General features: G+C 65.1%; 19 protein-coding genes and 3 tRNA genes. 14 read left to right on the top strand and 8 right to left on the bottom strand.

The window, feature by feature from the left end:
- Positions 1–13 precede the first annotated feature (13 nt).
- The gene (locus J2805_RS22145; RefSeq protein WP_309980162.1) at positions 14–445 is read left to right on the top strand and encodes an SRPBCC family protein; all 432 of its coding nucleotides are present in this window, start codon (positions 14–16) and stop codon (positions 443–445) included.
- 55 nt (positions 446–500) lie between these two features.
- Positions 501–677 carry a hypothetical protein gene (locus tag J2805_RS22140; RefSeq protein ID WP_309980160.1) on the top strand — a complete coding sequence of 59 codons (177 nt, stop codon included), beginning with the start codon at positions 501–503 and terminating at the stop codon, positions 675–677.
- Positions 678–749: 72 nt separating this feature from the next.
- Here the strand turns inward: J2805_RS22140 and J2805_RS22135 are convergent, their stop codons facing one another.
- Positions 750–1,010: a lipopolysaccharide assembly LapA domain-containing protein gene (locus J2805_RS22135; protein WP_396134460.1), complete on the bottom strand. Its 261-nt coding sequence runs from the start codon at positions 1,008–1,010 to the stop codon at positions 750–752.
- 433 nt (positions 1,011–1,443) lie between these two features.
- Positions 1,444–1,516: transfer RNA gene (locus J2805_RS22130), tRNA-Arg, on the bottom strand.
- Positions 1,517–1,735: 219 nt separating this feature from the next.
- Between J2805_RS22130 and ssb the strand changes: the two genes are divergently transcribed.
- From ssb to ettA, 3 genes are all read left to right on the top strand, one after another.
- On the top strand, positions 1,736–2,311 hold the full coding sequence (gene ssb / locus J2805_RS22125; protein ID WP_309980158.1) for a single-stranded DNA-binding protein: 576 nt from the start codon (positions 1,736–1,738) through the stop codon (positions 2,309–2,311).
- A gap of 209 nt (positions 2,312–2,520) precedes the next feature.
- On the top strand, positions 2,521–2,991 hold the full coding sequence (locus tag J2805_RS22120; RefSeq protein ID WP_309980156.1) for a DUF6993 domain-containing protein: 471 nt from the start codon (positions 2,521–2,523) through the stop codon (positions 2,989–2,991).
- Positions 2,992–3,117: 126 nt separating this feature from the next.
- Positions 3,118–4,800 (top strand): energy-dependent translational throttle protein EttA, encoded by a 1,683-nt coding sequence (gene ettA / locus J2805_RS22115; RefSeq protein ID WP_309980154.1) that lies wholly within the window; start codon positions 3,118–3,120, stop codon positions 4,798–4,800.
- 115 nt (positions 4,801–4,915) lie between these two features.
- On the opposite strand, the gene J2805_RS22110 is transcribed toward ettA, so the two are convergent.
- A complete protein-coding gene (locus J2805_RS22110) occupies positions 4,916–5,896 on the bottom strand; it encodes an acyl-CoA thioesterase (protein WP_309980152.1) in 981 nt (326 codons plus the stop codon).
- Between the two features lie 63 nt (positions 5,897–5,959).
- On the opposite strand from J2805_RS22110, the gene J2805_RS22105 reads away from it, so the two are divergent.
- The gene (locus J2805_RS22105) at positions 5,960–6,625 is read left to right on the top strand and encodes a hypothetical protein (protein WP_309980150.1); all 666 of its coding nucleotides are present in this window, start codon (positions 5,960–5,962) and stop codon (positions 6,623–6,625) included.
- Between the two features lie 27 nt (positions 6,626–6,652).
- On the opposite strand, the gene J2805_RS22100 is transcribed toward J2805_RS22105, so the two are convergent.
- A complete protein-coding gene (locus J2805_RS22100) occupies positions 6,653–7,108 on the bottom strand; it encodes a globin (RefSeq protein WP_309980148.1) in 456 nt (151 codons plus the stop codon).
- A 2-nt stretch (positions 7,109–7,110) separates the two neighbouring features.
- Entirely contained in the window at positions 7,111–7,776 is a 666-nt protein-coding gene (locus J2805_RS22095) for a mechanosensitive ion channel family protein (protein WP_309980146.1), read from the bottom strand.
- Between the two features lie 109 nt (positions 7,777–7,885).
- On the opposite strand from J2805_RS22095, the gene J2805_RS22090 reads away from it, so the two are divergent.
- Positions 7,886–8,887 (top strand): NAD-dependent epimerase/dehydratase family protein, encoded by a 1,002-nt coding sequence (locus tag J2805_RS22090; protein WP_309980144.1) that lies wholly within the window; start codon positions 7,886–7,888, stop codon positions 8,885–8,887.
- 41 nt (positions 8,888–8,928) lie between these two features.
- Here the strand turns inward: J2805_RS22090 and J2805_RS22085 are convergent, their stop codons facing one another.
- The gene (locus J2805_RS22085) at positions 8,929–9,408 is read right to left on the bottom strand and encodes an OsmC family protein (protein ID WP_309980143.1); all 480 of its coding nucleotides are present in this window, start codon (positions 9,406–9,408) and stop codon (positions 8,929–8,931) included.
- 105 nt (positions 9,409–9,513) lie between these two features.
- A complete protein-coding gene (gene pepN, locus J2805_RS22080; protein ID WP_309980140.1) occupies positions 9,514–12,066 on the bottom strand; it encodes an aminopeptidase N in 2,553 nt (850 codons plus the stop codon).
- 145 nt (positions 12,067–12,211) lie between these two features.
- Between pepN and J2805_RS22075 the strand changes: the two genes are divergently transcribed.
- From J2805_RS22075 to J2805_RS22065, 3 genes are all read left to right on the top strand, one after another.
- The gene (locus J2805_RS22075) at positions 12,212–13,213 is read left to right on the top strand and encodes a hypothetical protein (RefSeq protein ID WP_309980138.1); all 1,002 of its coding nucleotides are present in this window, start codon (positions 12,212–12,214) and stop codon (positions 13,211–13,213) included.
- A gap of 113 nt (positions 13,214–13,326) precedes the next feature.
- Positions 13,327–13,821, top strand: a complete 495-nt coding sequence (locus J2805_RS22070) for a ribose-5-phosphate isomerase (RefSeq protein WP_309980136.1) — start codon at positions 13,327–13,329, stop codon at positions 13,819–13,821.
- The gene (locus tag J2805_RS22065; RefSeq protein WP_309980134.1) at positions 13,821–14,759 is read left to right on the top strand and encodes an Fpg/Nei family DNA glycosylase; all 939 of its coding nucleotides are present in this window, start codon (positions 13,821–13,823) and stop codon (positions 14,757–14,759) included. The genes J2805_RS22070 and J2805_RS22065 overlap by 1 nt, the downstream gene beginning before the upstream one ends.
- Before the next feature lie 67 nt (positions 14,760–14,826).
- Here J2805_RS22065 and J2805_RS22060 read toward each other — a convergent pair.
- Positions 14,827–14,900: transfer RNA gene (locus tag J2805_RS22060), tRNA-Gly, on the bottom strand.
- Between the two features lie 131 nt (positions 14,901–15,031).
- Between J2805_RS22060 and J2805_RS22055 the strand changes: the two genes are divergently transcribed.
- The 4 genes from J2805_RS22055 (at position 15,032) to J2805_RS22040 (ending at position 18,151) form a co-directional block, all read left to right on the top strand.
- Positions 15,032–15,106, top strand: a tRNA-Pro gene (locus J2805_RS22055).
- A 67-nt stretch (positions 15,107–15,173) separates the two neighbouring features.
- Entirely contained in the window at positions 15,174–16,571 is a 1,398-nt protein-coding gene (gene tig / locus J2805_RS22050; RefSeq protein WP_309980132.1) for a trigger factor, read from the top strand.
- A gap of 270 nt (positions 16,572–16,841) precedes the next feature.
- Positions 16,842–17,453: an ATP-dependent Clp protease proteolytic subunit gene (locus tag J2805_RS22045; protein WP_309980130.1), complete on the top strand. Its 612-nt coding sequence runs from the start codon at positions 16,842–16,844 to the stop codon at positions 17,451–17,453.
- Between the two features lie 38 nt (positions 17,454–17,491).
- Positions 17,492–18,151 carry an ATP-dependent Clp protease proteolytic subunit gene (locus J2805_RS22040; protein ID WP_309980128.1) on the top strand — a complete coding sequence of 220 codons (660 nt, stop codon included), beginning with the start codon at positions 17,492–17,494 and terminating at the stop codon, positions 18,149–18,151.
- The last annotated feature ends 25 nt before the right edge of the window (positions 18,152–18,176 follow it).

Here is an 18,176-nt window from a genome sequence, read left to right as displayed (position 1 = left end):
AGGAGGCACACAGATGAACAATCAGATCAAGGACGCGGAGGCGTCCGTCCTCGTTGAAGCCCCGCGGAACCGGGTATGGAAGGCGCTCACTGACCCGGAGATTGTCAAACAGTATTTCCTCGGGACGAATGTGACCACCACCTGGCGGGAAGGTGACCCTGTGACTTTCGCCGGGGAGTGGAAAGGCAAGAGCTACGAAGACAAGGGCATCGTGCTGGAAAACCGGCACCAGGAAGTGCTTCGCATCACGCATTACAGCCCGCTGACGGGGCTGCCGGACGTGCCGGAAAACTACCACACCGTGGAATACCGGCTTGACGAGAAGCCGGAAGGCACCCAGGTCACCATCACGCAAGGCAACAACAAGAGCGATTCGGAGGCGGAGGAGTCTGCAAAGCTCTGGGAGATGGTCCTGGGAAACCTGAAGGAGCTCTTGGAACGCTAAGGTTCGACCCGTGCGGAGCCTCGACAAGCACCTGGAACAGGTTTAGCTTGGCCTCATGACAGAGACTCCAGACGGAAACGGCACCGCGCGCGGCGACGACGGTACGTCACGGCCCATGGACGAGGCCGCGAGGGATTCCGTCGACAGCGACCTGGCCGCAACAATAGAGCCCGAAATTGCAGAGATGGATGATACTCCCGAAGGGCACCCCGGCGGTGCGGATCACAGGTGACGCAGCGGGCCGGATCCGCGGCCGGCGCCTGCCGGCCAAACCCTGGCTCAAGGTGCGTCTCCAGGCGCATCTCTAGCGGGCGCGCTGCGCCAGGACCTTCCTCCGATGGGCAGCCGCCCGCAGCTGGATTATTCTGGCTGCGCCCGCAACGGCCACCAGGATGCCACCGCCCACGGCGGCGATGAACAGCGCAATCCCCAGGGGAACAGCTCCCTCCAGTCCGAAGAACCTGACCTGCACATAGTCCTGGTTCTGCAGGATAAAGACGATGAGCAGAACCATCACCGCCAATGCGGTGGCCACGGCCGCCCAGACCATGCCGGCGCGTGTCACGCGCCGTTCCTCGGTCGCAGGCGGAGCAGCGGCCGGGCCAGGCTGTAGCGGACGCTCCGCGTTTCCGGGTTGCATCGGCCGCTCCGTATTGCCGGGTTGAATTGGCGCCGGTGTTGGGGCTGTCCCGTTCGGATCGTCGTCGTGCGAGTGCTGAGTCATTCGGTCCATCCTCTCCGAGGTGATCCGCCGTGGCGGCAGATGTGGCGCCGACGCCACTTCAAATGAGTCGGCGCCACACTAAAATCATAAGCATGCTTAGCGTAAAAGCCATGGAGAAGTGCGGTGGTCGAATACCAGTAAGTCGGTAACACCCCTCGCTGGGGTGCCCGGGGTGTCTGCGTGCCCGGGGTGTCCGGGTGCCTGCGTGCCCGCATGAAAAAGCGGAAGCGGCTCCCCCTTGCGTTTGCGCAGGCGGGAGCCGCTTCCCATTTTGTGCCCCAGGAGGGAATCGAACCCCCGACCGGCGGATTAGAAGGCCGCTGCTCTATCCCCTGAGCTACTGGGGCACGTTAGCGAGGCCGGACCATTCCGGCGGCGCCTAGAAAAGTTTACAGTGCCCTGCGCTTTCGGCCAGTCAGCCCGTTTGCAGCGTTTTGACTCATCCCCCACAATCGCGGTTCGTCCCGGGTTTTGCACATACGGAACACGGACCTCGCTCCGGAGCCCCTACGGCGTGAAGCTGAAGGTGCCTGCTAAGGCACCAACATTCGAGACAGGACACCAAGATGACTGACACCATCACTGTCCGGGGCTTCGTCGCCACGGAGATCAGGACTTCCACCACGCCCGGGGGAGTCGCAACCGCGTCATTTCGGCTCGGTTCCACGGACCGGCGGTATGACCGCGCATCAAGCACGTGGGTCGACGGCAATACCAACTGGTTCACCGTGCAGGGCTACCGACAGCTTGCCGGCAACATGGGCTGCAGCATCAAGAAGGGCCAGCGCGTCATTATCGTGGGCCGGCTCAAAATGCGGAGCTGGGAAAAGGACGGCCGGATTTACCACGTTGCCGAGATCGACGCCGAGTCCGTCGGCCATGACCTCATGTGGGGTTCCGCCAACTTCACCCGCACGGCGGGAAACACAGCCCAGCCCGGCACGGGACAGGGTCAGCAAGGCTCCGCCCCAGGTTCGCAGGACGGCATCGTGCCCGACGCTGAAGAGCCTGATGACGCCCGGGATCGCGGGGAGGAGGACGAAAACGGTGACCCCGCCGCCGGAGAGATCTTTGAGGACGATAACGGAGACGTCCTGCAACTCGATTCGGAAACCGGGGAACTTACCGGCGCCGCCGCCTGAACATGTCCCGCTGATGCCCGAGTGCGGCACCGTTCCCCCGCGGTGCCGCATGGCAGAATGGCAAGGTGATCCGAGCAGAGACACCCCGGCGCCAGTCCGGAATCCGCCAGTCCGAGAACCAGCAACCCTCAAACAGCCAGTCCCGAAAGCCGCACTCCGGAAATCGGCGGCCCGCAAACCGGCGGCCCGTTTCCCAAGCATGCGCATTGGTGATTGCTGCATCTGTGCTCGTCGCCGGCATCGCCGGTTGCACGGGAGCGGATCCGGGATCTTCGGCTCCGTCATCGGAGGCTGCGGCAGCTGCCTCGGAATCGCAGTCCCCGCAGCCAACATCGTCGGCTACCGCCGCGTCGGCTGAGGCTCCCGCCACAGTGCAGCCCGAACCGGACCCGGCAACCGCGAGGCTCAGTGAAACCGTGGGCAATGCCCTCCAGGGAGTCGCCGCCGCCAATCCCAAGCCCGGCCAGGAACAGCTGACCGCGGCCCTGACCGGCGCAGGAATCCCCGCAGGTTCGTTGCAGGTCTCGGCCAGCCGCACGCCCACCGGGCTGGAAGTCGATGCCATCGAGGCTGCTGCGCTGCAGGGCAAGGACTGCGTTATCGGCCAGATCCGCGACGGAAATGTCGTAGTCACCGTTCTTCCGGTGTTGGCGACCGGAAAGTGCTTTGTCGGCGGTTAGCCTGGATCGGGTACCCACGTTCCAGCCTCTCCCTTTCGGCTGGCTGTCCGGTCCGGACGCTGCTGTCTCGCCTAAACGCAGGCCGCGAATGTGAGTTAACCCCGCCGACCCACTAGATTTGGAACCATGGCGGAATTTATCTACACAATGACCAAGGCCCGTAAGGCCGTTGGCGAAAAACTTATTCTTGACGACGTAAGCATGTCCTTCTTCCCGGGGGCCAAGATTGGTGTTGTTGGCCCCAACGGTGCCGGTAAGTCCACCATCCTCAAGATCATGGCTGGCCTGGACACTCCCTCCAACGGTGAGGCACGGCTCAGCCCCGGCTACACCGTGGGCATCCTGCTGCAGGAGCCGCCGCTGAATGAGGAGAAGACCGTCCTGGGCAACGTCCAGGAAGGCGTCGGCGAGATTTACGGGAAGATCCAGCGCTTCAACGCGATCTCCGAGGAAATGGCCAACCCCGACGCGGACTACGACTCCCTCCTGGAGGAAATGGGCCAGCTTCAGGAAGCCATTGACGCGGCCGACGCGTGGGACCTCGACTCCCAGCTCGAGCAGGCCATGGATGCCCTCCGTTGCCCGCCGGCCGATGCCGATGTCACCCTCCTCTCCGGTGGTGAACGCCGCCGCGTAGCGCTGTGCAAGCTCCTGCTGCAGAAGCCGGACCTCCTGCTGTTGGACGAGCCCACCAACCACCTTGACGCCGAAAGCGTGCTGTGGCTGGAACAGCACCTCTCCAGCTACGCCGGCGCCGTGCTCGCCGTTACCCACGACCGGTACTTCCTGGACCACGTTGCCGAATGGATCGCCGAAGTGGACCGCGGCCACCTCTACCCGTACGAGGGCAACTACTCCACGTACCTTGAGAAGAAGCGCGCCCGCCTTGAAATCCAGGGCAAGAAGGACGCCAAGCAGGCCAAGCGCCTCACCGAGGAACTCGAGTGGGTCCGCTCCAACGCCAAGGGCCGGCAGACCAAGTCCAAAGCCCGTCTGGCCCGCTACGAGGAAATGGCCGCAGAGGCGGACCGTACCCGGAAGCTCGACTTCGAAGAGATTCAGATCCCGCCGGGACCCCGCCTCGGCGGCCTGGTGCTCGAAGCCAAGAACCTGCAGAAGGGCTTCGAGGACCGCACCCTCATTGACGGACTGTCCTTCACGCTTCCCCGCAACGGCATCGTGGGCGTCATCGGCCCCAACGGCGTCGGCAAGACCACCCTGTTCAAGACGATCGTCGGCCTGGAGCCGCTCGACGGCGGTGACCTGAAGATCGGTGATTCGGTCAAGATCTCCTACGCGGACCAGAGCCGCGGAGGCATCGACCCCAACAAGTCCCTGTGGGAGGTCGTCTCGGACGGCCTGGACTACATCCAGGTGGGCCACGTCGAAATGCCGTCCCGTGCCTACGTCGCGGCCTTCGGGTTCAAGGGACCGGACCAGCAGAAGAAGGCCGGTGTCCTCTCCGGTGGTGAGCGTAACCGCCTGAACCTGGCCCTGACCCTCAAGCAGGGCGGCAACCTGCTGCTCCTTGACGAACCGACCAACGACCTGGACGTCGAGACGCTCAGCAGCCTCGAAAATGCGCTGTTGGAATTCCCCGGCTGCGCCGTCGTCGTGTCCCACGACCGCTGGTTCCTGGACCGGGTGGCCACCCACATCCTGGCCTACGAAGGTGACGAGGAAAACCCCTCGAAGTGGTACTGGTTTGAAGGAAACTTCGAGTCGTACGAAGAGAACAAAGTGGAGCGCCTAGGCCCCGATGCTGCCAAGCCGCACCGCGTCACGCACCGCCGCCTGACCCGCGACTAGGCCCCGAAGCCACCGCGGTTATGCAGAAAGGCCGGTTTCCCCGAAGGGAAGCCGGCCTTTTGCTGTTCTTTGACGGCAGTTGCTGCCATGCCTGCCGTGCACCGGCAGGCGCGTGCTAGTCCTTGTCCGACTTGCGCAGCTGATGCTGGAGGACTTTCGTCTGGAAGGCACCCACAACCTTGTTCTTCAGGTCGGTCGGCACCCTGACCATGCCTTCCTGGGCCACAGAGGCGACGTGCTGGCCGTCCCGGCTGAAAATCTTGCCGGTGGCAAGGCCTCGGGCACCCTGGGCGCTCGGCGATTCCTGCACGTACAGCAGCCATTCGTCGACACGCACGGGCCGGTGCCACCACATTGCGTGGTCGAGGCTTGCCACGCTCATGCCGGGAGTGATCCAGCTGAGTCCGTGTTTGCGCAGGATGGATTCCAGCAGCGTGTAATCGCTGGCGTAGGCCAGTGCTGCGCGGTGCGTGTTGGCATCGTCCGGCATCGGCCCGAAGGTCTTCATCCAGACGGCGTTGCGGGCTTCCCTCTCGCCCTTGGCCGAAACGTACAATGGCGGGTCCACGTGGCGGATATCGAAGGGACGTTCGTAGGCCCAGTGCCGTGCCACCGGGTGGTCGAACTTGCCCAGGAGGTCTGCGGTGCTGGGCAGCGACTCGGGATCCGGGATGCCGTCGGGGAACGCGGACTGATGGTCGATTCCCTCGTCTTCCTCCTGGAAGGAGGCAATCATGGAGAGAATCGGCGTTCCGTCCTGGTACGCGTGCACGCGACGGGCCGAGAAGGAACGCCCGTCGCGCAACCGCTGGACGCCGAACGTGATGGGCTTGTTGGCGTCGCCCGGGCGCAGGAAGTAGCCGTGCATCGAATGAACACTCCGGGCCGAGTCAACGGTCCGGTTGGCCGCGATGAGCGATTGCGCCAGGACCTGTCCGCCAAAGACGCGCTGCCGGGGCTGGCGCTGGGACGGTCCCATGAAGATGTCCTCGTCGGTCCGGGCACCCTCAAGCTCGCCGAGATCCAGGAGTTCAATGAGCGAGGTTGTGGGGTCCTCCAGGGGCAACGCCTGTAATCCGGCTTCCGCTTCAGTCATGGTTTGACTCTAGACGTCGCCCCGGCGCTCCTCAACCGCGGCTCAGCCGGTAGAGTCCTTAATGTGTCTGATGTCTTAACCCAGTCCTTCCGCTTCGCCGATCCGCGTGATCTGGCCGATCTCCGAACCTACGTCACGCGTGCCAAGGCAATTGATGACGGCGCCATCCGGCTTCAGGCGTCCGGCTCCGTGCTTGCCGCCTATGTGTGCGTGCTCAGGCCGCGGCTGCTCGGCGAGTCCACGCCCACTATCCTTGGCCTGCGGACCATGGCGCTGGCCGAGCCGGCGTCGGCCGACGTCACAGTCCCGCTCTCGGCGGTGCTGGACCGGCTCGCCCGCGCGGGGGAGAACGACGTCGAACTGCCCGTTCCGCCCACAACAGTCACCGAGTCGTGGGCCGGCGTCAGCGCGCCGAGGTCCGGCTGGGAACCCGTTGGCTCGCTGGCCGATGCCGACCTGCGGTCCGCCGCGGAAGCGGGCATCACCGAAGTGGCGGGCATCGTTCCGGACAAACCGGGTGCCCTGATCGTCAACAACGCCCGCGCCGCCGTCTGGGGCCGTGAACTGCCCGGCAGCGGCGGACTCCCGGCGGGCGCTGCCTTCGCGGCCCTGACGCTGGGGTTCCTGGGCGGGGACGAGCAGAAGCTCTACCGGGCCGGGCGCTGGTTCCGGCTCAGCGGCAGCCGCGGCCACGTCCTTGCCCGCACGGGTGCCGGCCTGGGCCTCTGACAGGCACGCCTGCGGCCAGGCCAGGTCTTAGGCGTCGGAGGGGCTGTTCACCATGGACAGCGCAGCACGCTCCATGTAGTCCCACAACGTGCCTTCGTAGAGCGGCGGCAGTTCCAGCGCGTCCACTGCCGTGCGCATGTGGTGCAGCCACCGGTCCTTGGCCTCGGGGGTGACCCGGAAAGGCATGTGGCGCATGCGCAGCCGCGGATGGCCGCGTTCTTCGCCGTACGTGGTGGGACCGCCCCAGTACTGCTCGAGGAACATCAGGAAACGCCTCTTGGCCGGTCCCAGGTCCTCTTCCGGATACATCGGCCGGAGCAGCGGGTCCGTGGCCACGCCGTCGTAGAAGACGTCAATAAGCTTCACAAAAGTCTCGTGGCCGCCCACGGCGTCATAGAAGTTGTCCGTGTAGCCGGGCTGGGTGAAGGGATCGTTCTGCATCAGCATTTTCGGCTGGCTCTGCTCAGGATTTGGCGTGCTCATGGTTACTCTCCGGCCTTCTGTTGGGGTGCCGAATCATGGTCGGGTACGTCCGCGGCGTCGTCCACCGGTGCCACGTAGTTGCCTTGGGAGCGGTTGCCCACGCGCAGGATTTCGCCGTTGCGCAGGTACCAGATGGCCCCGTCCTCCGACCGGACGCGGGTGATGCGGAGGCCCATGGACTCCACCGTTCCCACCACTTCGCTGGTCTCAATGACATCGCCGATCCCGTACTGGTCCTCGATCGTGATGAAGATGCCGGCCAGGAAGTCGCGGATGAGCTGCTGGGCGCCGAAACCGATGGCGACACCCAGGATACCCACGCTGGTCAGCAGCGGTGCGATGTCCACATCCAGGTTCTTGAGGACATACATGATGGTGATGACGGCGATGAGGACGCTGGCCACGCTGTTCAGCAGCGAGCCGATGGTCTTGGCCCGCAGGACGCGGCGCTCGTGGTCCAAGGCGCGCAGGGCCGGGGCGACCCACTTGAAGTGGGGCTTCTTGAAGAATGAGGTGCCGGCGGCAACGCTCTTGGTGATTCCGGCAATCACGAAGGTGGCCGCGAGCCACACTCCAACGCCAACCCCGATGCTGATCACAATTCCGGCGGCGTTGATTCCGGAAACGTCCGGGACGGCAGGTGGGGTGATCGACAACATGCTGTACATCGGCAGGGGTACTCCTTATTGCTGACCGGCGTCTGCCGGAGGTTGCCGGACGTTCGCCGGGCGCATAACACTCTGTTCACCTTCAACACTAGCGCCGTAGCGTGGCCACATGCGCATCCTGATCCTTGGCGGTACCGCCTTCCTGTCCGCCGAAATCGCCCGGCAGGCGCTTGCCGCCGGACACACTGTGACCTGCCTCGCCCGCGGGTCCGCCGCCACTCCGCCGGACGGCACCGTCTGGCTGAAGGCCGACCGCACCCAGGGTATGCAGGCCTACGAAGAGGCGGCCGGGAACTGGGACGCCGTCATAGATGTGACCCGTGATCCGGAGCAGGCCAGGGACGCGCTGGAACTCCTGGCCCCGGCTGCGGCGCACTGGACCACGGTGTCCAGCTGCTCCGTGTACGCCGACCACTCAGTGCCCGGTGAGGACGAGAGTGCAGCGTTGCTGCCGCCCCTTGCACCGGGCATCGCCTTCGCACCGGAAAACTACGGTGAGGCAAAGTCGGCCATCGAGCAGCGCGCCGTAGCCTTGGCCGGCACGAAGGCCCACCTCTGCCGGGCCGGGCTGATCGGCGGGCCCGGCGACGGCACTGACCGCTACGGCTATTGGCCGGCCCGGTATTCCCGGGGCGCGGGACCGGTTCTCGTTCCGGACATCGGCGGGAGTGCTACCCAGATCATCGACGTCCGGGACCTGGCGGCCTGGATTCTGAAAGCGGCAGCACTGAAGATTACCGGCCCCCTGAACGCGGTGGGAAGTGTCGTACCGTTCAGGGACTACCTGGACGAATCCATGCGCCTCGCAGGCTATGATGGCCGATCCATCACGGTGTCGGAGGACTGGCTGGTTGCCCGGGGGATCGCCTATTGGGCAGGCAAAGACTCGCTGCCCCTGTGGCTCCCGCCGGGACATGATGGTTTTGCCGCACGTTCCAACGCTGCTGCCATCGCAGCCGGCCTCACCTTCCGGCCATGGCAGGAAACCCTGCGGGACACGCTCGACGACGAACGCGGCCGCGGCCTGGACCGGGCGCGGAAGGCCGGGCTCAGCGAAGAAACGGAGAAGCGGCTAGTGGCCGAATTCCAGGCCGCGGGGACGTCCTCGTAAGGGCAGCGCCGCCGGCCGGCAGCCTTGGCCGGTAGCCCCGGTCAGGCGCCCGGGCCAACCGTGGTGGGTGCATGCAGCACGGGAAAGTTGACGCTGCGGGCAATGAAGCAGACCTTGTTTGCCTCTACATGCAGCCGTTCCATGAGCGCGGCGTCCACAGCCGCCGCAACAGTGACCTGGGGTCGGAGCGTGACGGACTCGAACTGGCCGCTGCCGTCGCGGTTGGTCCGCATCAGGCCTTCGGCGCGGTCCTCGTAGGCCGTCACCACCACGCCATGCTTGACGGCCATGTGGAGGAAGGAGAGCATGTGGCACTGCGACAAGGCGGTCAGCAGCAGCTGTTCAGGGTTATGCCGGGCCCTGTCTCCATGGAACGTCGGATCCGCGGAGCCCTTGAGCGTGGGAAGTCCGGGGATGTCGACGTCGTGGTCGCGGGAGTACCCGCGGTACGTCGACGTTCCCTCGCCACGGTTTCCGGTCCAGCGGACCGTCACGGCATAGCGGTGCTCATCAAGGCTCATGCGGCAATTCTAGTAACGGCCAACGTCCGGTAAGGGCAAACGCCGGAACCCCGGAGCTGCGGCGGGCAGCTCCGGGGTTCCGGATCGGTCGGGCAATTGCGGGCGCTACCCGACGTCGGCCTGGCGTGCCCGGAGCGCGCGGGCCACGCCGTCGCGGTTTTCCAGCATCATGCGCCGCAGGGCGGCGCTGTCCTCCGGCAGGGCGGCCAGGAACTCGTCGGTCCGGTCCACCGTTTCCTGGGTTGTCTGCAGTGACGGGTAAAGCCCGACGACGATCTGCTGGGCGAGTGCATGGGTGCGGTTGGCAACGATGCCGGGAACGGCGTCGAAGTACTTCTCCGTGTACGGCGCCAGCAGTGCCGGATCCAGCACGCGCGTGAAGCCTGCCACCGCGGAGGCCTGCAGCGCATTGGAGAATTCACCCTTGACCACGATCGACTCCCAGGCGGCAGCCTTCGCCTCGGCCGTGGGAATGGCCGCCGCGGCCAGTGCTGCCGCGTTCTGGCCGTTGGCCGTGTTGTCCCCCTCGAGTTCGGCATCGATCCGTTCCTGGCCGGCCCGTCCGCCGGCCACCAGCGAGGCGAGCAGCTCCCACCGGAGGTCCTGGTCGACCGTGAGCCCGTCCAGCGTGGCCGAGCCGTCCAGCAGCCCCGATACGGTATCCAGCTGGCTGTCAGTGCGTGCCAGCAGGGCGTACGACTTCACGAACTGGAGCTGCGCATCCGACCCTGCCGGAACTGCGCCGGCAAGGTCCCAGAGCGTGTCCGCGGCTGCCGCGGACGTCTTTTCCCGGTGTTCTTCGGCAACGTAGTAGGTGAGCGTTGTGGCCAGCTGGCGGAGCTGGACAAGGATCACGGAGGAATCCGACTCGGAGGCGATGTTGGCCAGGATCAGCTCGACGTAGCCGCGGGCAGGTGATTCCCCGTCGCGGGCGGCGTCCCAGGCGGAGCCCCAGACAAGCGTCCGCGGCAGGCTCTCGTGGAAGTCCTTCAGGTGGGCCGTGGCGGTGGCCAGCGACTTCGCATCCAGGCGGACCTTGGCGTAGGCGAGATCGTCGTCGTTGAGCAGGATCAGGTCCGGCTGCTGCAGTCCGTGCACGGCAGGCACATCGGTGCGTTCGCCGTCGACGTCCAGTTCTTCGCGGTGCACGCGGACAAGCCGTCCGTCGGTGATGTTGTAGAAGCCGACGGCCAGACGGTGCGGCCGGAGGGTGGGCTGCTCGGCAACTGCCGACTGCACGATGGTGAAGGAAGTGATCTGGCCCGCGGAATCCACGGCAACGTCGGGCGTGAGCGTATTGACCCCTGCGGTCTCCAGCCAGAGCCGCCCCCACTGGTCCAGGTCGCGGCCGCTGGCCTTCTCCAGCTCCACCATGAGGTCGCTGAGCTCGGTGTTCTGCCACGCATGCTTGCTGAAATACTCACGGACGCCGGACATGAACTGCTCCGGCCCGACCCAGGCAACCAGTTGGCGCAGCACCGAGGCGCCCTTGGCGTAGGTGATTCCGTCGAAGTTCACCTCCACGTCCTGCAGGTCGTTGATCTCGGCAAAGATGGGGTGCGTGGTGGGCAGCTGGTCCTGGCGGTACGCCCACGACTTCTCCACGGAGGCAAACGTCGTCCAGGCGTGGTCAAACTCGGTGTTCTCCACCGCCGCCAGGTGGGACATGTACTCGGCGAACGATTCGTTGAGCCACAAGTCGTTCCACCAGCGCATCGTCACGAGATCGCCGAACCACATGTGCGCGAGTTCGTGCAGCACAGTGATGGCCCGGCGTTCGATCTGCGCGCCCGTGACTTTGCCGCGGAATACGTAGCCTTCCAGGATTGTGACGGCACCGGCGTTCTCCATCGCGCCGGCATTGAACTCGGGGACGAAGAGCTGGTCATATTTCTCGAACGGATACGGGCACCCGAACTGCGCCTCGAAGAACTCGAACCCCTGGCGGGTGAGTTCGAAGATGTTGTCCGCATCGAGGTACTGCATGAGCGACTTCCGCGCGAACACCCCCAGCGGGACCACCCTTCCGTCAGCGCACTTCACCTCGCTGCGCACCGACTGGTACGGGCCGGCCACCAGAGCGGTGACATACGAGGAAAGCCGGGGAGTGGGGGGAAACTCCCAGACGGAGCGTGCGCCGCCGCCCTCACCGGGAATGGTTTCGATGGGGACGGGCGTGGGGGAGTTGGACACCACGTCCCAGTGCGACGGCGCAGTCACCGTGAACGTAAAGCTGGCCTTGAGGTCGGGCTGCTCGAACACGGCGAACATCCGCCGCGAGTCGGGAACCTCGAACTGCGTGTACAGGTACACCTCGTTGTCCACCGGATCCACGAACCGGTGCAGGCCTTCGCCGGTGTTCATATACGGTGCCTCGGCCACCACCAGCAGGTTGTTTTCCGCGGCGAGGTCAGGGAGCTGGATGCGGATGCCGTCGGACACCTCCGCGGGATCCAGTTCGATGCCGTTGAGCATCACGCTGTGAACCTTGTGGGTTACCGCATCGATAAAGGTGGAGGAGCCCGGGCGTGCGCTGAATTTCACGGCGGTGGTGGATCCGAAGACCTTCTCACCCCGCGTCAGGTCCAGGCTGACGTCGTAGGACTCAACGGAGATGAGATCGGCGCGTTCACGGGCTTCGGCGCGCGTCAGGTTCATACCTGGCAAGGTGGGGCCTCCAGAAAGGTTTGCGGTTGCCGGCCGGCAACGGTCATTGCCGGCACTGTGAAATTATTCTTTCACTTCATTGCCCGTTGGCAAGTTAGGTGGATCACACGGCGTTGGCGCGGAGTAGCGTTGAGGTATGGGAAAGTTCAGGGAGTCGGTGGATGCAAAGGCACTACGGTTCGCGGCGGGATTCCCTGTGCTGCTGGCGGCCGCATTCGTCGTGTGCTCACTTTTGATCCGGCCGGACGTGCCGGATCCCATGGCGGTCCAGTGGTCCGGCACCGGCCCGGCCGGATTTGCGCCGTTCTCCACCTTCGTGACGTTCGGCGGCCTGATCATCGCGGTGGTGGGCTGGCTGGCGTTGGGACAGGCCGTGCCCTTGAGCCGGCCCGCTGTGATGCGGCGCATCATGATGGGCGCCGGCCTGAGCATCAGCCTCTTTGTCACCACGGCACTGGCTGCAATCCTGGTGGGCCAGGCGGGCATCACCGACGTCCGCGAGGCGCAGGTCGACGTGACGGTGATCGCCCTCGGGAGCGGGGCGGCCCTGGCCCTCGGCGTCATCGTCGGGTTCGTCTTCAAAGCCGACGAACAGTGGTCCGTGGACGATGATCGCGCCCTGCAGGAGGCGCTGGAGCGCGAACTCGATCCCGAACTGGCCACCGATTCCGTGCGGCTGTGGGTGCACGCCCGCAGTTCGGTGTTCGTGATGCTTGGCGTTGCCTCGCTTTTCCCGGCCGCCCTGATCTCCATCGCCGTCCCGTGGCTGAGTGCCCTGCTGGTGGTGCTCGCCGTGTTGGCAGCAGCGTTCCTCTTCGCCCGGGTCATCGTCGACCGGAGCGGGCTGCGGGTCTTCGTCGCAGGATTCGTCCGCGTGATGGAGGTGCCGGCAGCGGCCATTTCCTCGGCCTCTCCCGCGGACGTCCGGGCAGCAGATTACGGCGGATGGGGCTACCGGCACCACGGCGGAACCACCGCCATGCTGGTCAGCAGCGGCCCGGCTGTCGTCGTGAACCGTGCGGACGGCAAGAAGGTGGCCGTCAGCGGCGGCAGCACCGACTCCGCCGAACGGGTGGCCGCTGTCCTCTCCCGGGTGGCCGCGAGGGCCCGCGGGGAGAAGCGCCCGCCGCAGTCCTGAGGTCCGCAGAGTGTTCACGGCGGGCGCCTGACGCCTGCGTCCTAGTACGCTTGGACCCGACCCCCGAAGCAGCCCGGAAGCCTACCGGTGCTTACGACTGAACGGACATTGCCGTGACCACATCTTCCGACTTTCCGCGCGTCCACATCGCCACTGACCACGCAGGTATGGAACTCAGCGCCCACCTGGTAGCCCACCTCACGGCCAAGGGCTACAACGTGGTGGACCACGGACCCAAGGTCTACGACGCCCTGGACGACTACCCCTCCTTCTGCATTAACGCGGCGCTGGCCGTCGTGGCGGACCAGGCCGCAGGAGTAAACGCCCTGGGCATTGTCCTCGGCGGCTCGGGCAACGGCGAGCAGATTGCCGCCAACAAGGTCAAGGGCGTCCGGGCTGCACTGGCCTGGAACCTGTCCACCGCAACGCTCGCCCGCGAGCACAACGACGCCAACGTGGTTGCCGTCGGCGGCCGCCAGCACAGCGTGGACGAAGCAACGGAGATCATCGAGGCGTTCCTGCAGGAGCCCTTCAGCAACGATGAACGCCACGTCCGCCGCATCGGCAAGATCGCTGCCTACGAGACCACCGGCGAGGTCATCGCCTAGTGCCGGAGGGGCATTCGGTCCACCGGCTGGCACGCCAGTTTTCGGACGTATTTTCCGGCCAGCGCCTCGCTGTTTCCAGTCCGCAGGGCAGGTTTACCGACGGCGCGGCGCTGCTGGACGGCCGCACCCTCGCGGGCACGGTGGCCCACGGCAAGCACCTGTTCCTGCAGTTCGACCACGGACTCGTCCTGCACGTTCACCTGGGTCTTTACGGCGCCTGGGACTTCGGCGGAGACGCCACGTTCCGCGGCGCTTCCAGCATCGGCGCGCCCCGGAAGGTGGGGGAGCGGGAAGTGTTCGACGACGGCGCTCCGGGCATCGCGGCATCCGGCACCGGCGGGTCAGCCGACGGCGCTTCAGAGTACTCGGGACCTCCTGCGCCCGTCGGTGCCGTCCGTGTCCGGCTTGCCGGCACCCACGGCTGGGCGGATCTCCGGGGTGCCACCACATGCCATGCCATCACCGAAGCGGAGGCGGACGCCGTCCTGGCCCGGCTGGGTCCGGACCCCCTGCGGAACCTTGCCGGGGACAAGGAAGGTTTTGTCGCCGGCGTGCGGGCACGGAGGACGCCACTCGCCGCGCTGCTGATGGACCAGAAGGTGATTGCCGGCGTCGGGAACGTCTACCGTGCCGAACTGCTGTTCCGCCAGGGACTTGATCCCTGGCTGTCCGGCCGGTCACTGGACGCGGAGGCAGCGGGAGAACTGTGGGAGGACACCGTCGCCATGATGTCCGACGGCGTCCGCGACGGCCGGATCATCACCACACCCCCGAGCTACTGGACGGATCCTGCGGCCGGACTGCCGGCGCCGGAGGAGTCGCACTTCGTATACCGGCGGCACGGCCTCGACTGCCGCGACTGCGGAACGGCTGTGGCGCTGACCGACCTCGGAGCACGCAAACTCTATTGGTGCCCGGTATGCCAGCAAGTGGCCTAGACACACGAAAAGCCCCTCCGAGGAGGGGCTTTTCTGTTGTTCTGCGTGTGTCCTTGCGGAACTGTCGTGGAGGGGACGACGGGAATCGAACCCGCGTAATCAGTTTGGAAGACTGAGGCTTTACCATTAAGCTACGTCCCCGTGGAGATGCGGCGGCTACCGCATTTCTTCCGGTCGGCTGCTCGAGCCGGATATAACTAAACCTAATTCAGGGCCCCGGTGTCAAATGTGCATATCCGGCCGATATGACCGTAGACTGTTCTGTGCACTTACGGGGTGTAGCTCAGCTTGGCTAGAGCGCCTGCTTTGGGAGCAGGAAGTCGCAGGTTCAAATCCTGTCACCCCGACTCTGCAGCTTGTCAGATCGTTGCGTTTGCAGAACCCCATCCCACAAAAACCAGGAGTACTTAGACTGTGAAGAGCGCTGTCGAGAACCTCACCCCCACGCGGGTCAAGCTCAATGTTGAGGTCCCCTTTGAGGAATTGAAGCCCAGCATCGAAGAGGCATACAAGACTGTTGCTTCGCAGATCCAGGTCCCTGGCTTCCGCAAGGGCAAGGTCCCCGCAAAGCTGATCGACCAGCGCGTTGGCCGCGGCTACGTGCTGGAGACCGCCATCAACGAAGGCCTCAACGGCTGGTACCAGGAAGCTGTCCAGGAAACCGGCATCCGCCCGCTGAGCCGTCCCGAGGTCGAAATCACCGAGGTTCCGGACCCCACGGCCACCGACGGTGAACTCAAGTTCCACGCTGAAGTTGACATCCGGCCCGAGATCGAACTGCCGGACTACGCCGGTATCAAGGTTGAGGTTGCCGCTGCCGAGTCCTCCGAAGCAGATGTTGACAAGGCGCTCGACGAACTCCGTGGCCGCTTCGGCACGCTGAAGTCCGTGGACCGTCCGGCCGCCGACGGCGACTTCCTGACGATCGACATCACCGCCTCGATCGACGGCGCGGAAGTTGACTCCGCTGCGGGCCTGTCCTACCAGGTTGGCGCCGGCACCATGCTCGAAGGCCTCGACGAGGCTGTCACCGGCCTCAGCGCCGACGAGGACGCCATCTTCGAGACCACCCTCGTAGGCGGCGACCACGCCGGCGAAGCGGCCCAGGTCAAGGTAGTGGTCAAGTCCGTCAAGGAGCGCGAGCTTCCCGAGGCCGACGACGACTTCGCCCAGTTGGCATCCGAGTTCGACACGCTGACCGAACTGCGCGCGGACCTCGCCAAGCAGGCTGCCGACTCCAAGGTCGTCGAGCAGGGCGTCGAGGCACGTGACAAGGTTCTGGACAAGCTCGTTGAGCTTGTTGAGGTTCCCGTTCCCGCGTCGGTTGTTGACGAGCAGCTGGAGCAGCACTTCAAGGCCGAGAACTCCCACGGTGAAGGCGAGCACGACACCGAGGAGCACCGCGCCGAGGTCAAGGCCAACACCGAGCGCGCCTTCCAGAACGAGATCATCCTTGACGCCATCGCTGACAAGGAAGAGGTCGGTGTCAGCCAGAACGAGCTGATCGACTACATCGTGACCACTGCCAGCCAGTACGGCATGGACCCGAACCAGTTCGCCCAGATCATTGATCAGTCCGGCCAGGTTCCCATGATGGTTTCCGAGGTCCGCCGCCGCAAGGCCCTGGCCGTAGTCCTGGGCCAGGCCGAGGTTACCGACTCCGAGGGCAACAAAGTCGACCTGAGCGACTTCGTCCGCCCCGGTGGCGAAGAAGCTGCTGCCGCTGAAGCCGAAGAGGCTCCCGCCGTTGACAGCGAAGCCGCCGCTGAGGAAGCCGCTCCGAGCGACGACCCCGCAGCAGTGAAGTTCTAACCCGCATTGCCCTGACGAGCACTGCACGGAAGCCCCCGGATCCCTGATCCGGGGGCTTCCCCGTTAAGCCCGGAGTTGAGCCCGGAATCGCCGCGGGCCGGCGCCATTGCGGCAATCGTGCGCCGTCAGCGAACAGTGCGATGCGGGAGAACAAAACGGCCGCGAAACCGGTTAGTGTCCAAGTAGTGATTTTCAGTGATGTCGTCCAGTGACGTCACCGTCGCCAGCGAGAGGTAAGTACATATGTCACAGCAAGCAGGGACCCCCCGGATGGCAACTGTCGATCCGGCAGCCCAGGACAACTACATCTACAACCGCCTGCTGAAAGAGCGCATCATCTGGCTCGGTTCCGAGGTCCGCGATGAAAACGCCAACGCGATTTGCTCGCAGCTGCTGCTGCTGTCAGCGGAGAACCCCGATAAGGACATCTACCTCTACATCAACTCTCCGGGCGGTTCCGTTACCGCCGGCATGGCCATCTACGACACCATGCAGTTCATCCCGAACGACGTCGTGACGGTCGCCACCGGCCTGGCAGCCTCAATGGGCCAGTTCCTGCTGTCCTCGGGCACCAAGGGCAAGCGCTACGCCACCCCGAACGCCCGCATCCTGATGCACCAGCCGTCCGGCGGCATCGGCGGCACGGCTTCGGACATCAAGATCCAGGCCGAGCTCATCCTGCACATGAAGAAGGTCATGGCGGAACTCACTGCCGACCAGACCGGCCAGACGGTCGACACCATCCTCAAGGACAACGACCGCGACAAGTGGTTTACGGCTTCCGAAGCCCTCGACTACGGCTTCTTCGACAAGATCGCCGCGCACGCGGGGTCTGTGGCCGGCGGCGGCGGTACACAAAACGCCAGCGGCTCGGAAAACTAACCGGCACAAAGACAGAATTGATTCCAGGAGAAATGAACATGAACTACAATTTCGGATCGTCTGCCGGGAACCTGCCCACCAGCCGTTACGTCCTCCCGCAGTTCGAGGAGCGCACGCCGTACGGCTTCAAGCGCCAGGACCCGTACACCAAGCTCTTCGAGGACCGGATCATCTTCCTCGGTGTCCAGGTGGACGACGCCTCCGCTGACGACGTCATGGCGCAGCTCCTGGTGCTGGAGTCCACGGACCCGGACCGCGACATCACGCTGTACATCAACTCCCCGGGCGGCTCCTTTACGGCCATGACGGCCATCTACGACACCATGCAGTACATCCGTCCCGAGATCCAGACTGTGTGCCTGGGCCAGGCGGCAAGCGCCGCGGCCGTCCTGCTCGCAGCCGGTACACCGGGCAAGCGGCTGGCACTGCCCAACGCACGCGTGCTGATCCACCAGCCGGCCCTGTCCGGCGGCCAGGGCGGCCAGGCTTCGGACCTTGAGATCCAGGCTGCCGAGGTCATGCGGATGCGCTCCTGGCTCGAAGACACGCTGGCCAAGCACTCCGGCCGGACCTCCGAGCAGGTCAACAATGACATCGAGCGTGACAAGATCCTGACGGCCGCCGAGGCACAGTCCTACGGCCTCATCGATCAGGTCCTTGATTCCCGCAAGATCAAACCGCAGGCGATCGCCAGGTAACTGGCACGACACGCGGAGCCGGTGC

It is taken from the genome of Arthrobacter oryzae (assembly GCF_031454875.1).
GTDB classification, from domain to species: domain Bacteria; phylum Actinomycetota; class Actinomycetes; order Actinomycetales; family Micrococcaceae; genus Arthrobacter; species Arthrobacter oryzae_D.
This window is presented reverse-complemented; position numbering and strand designations above follow the sequence as displayed.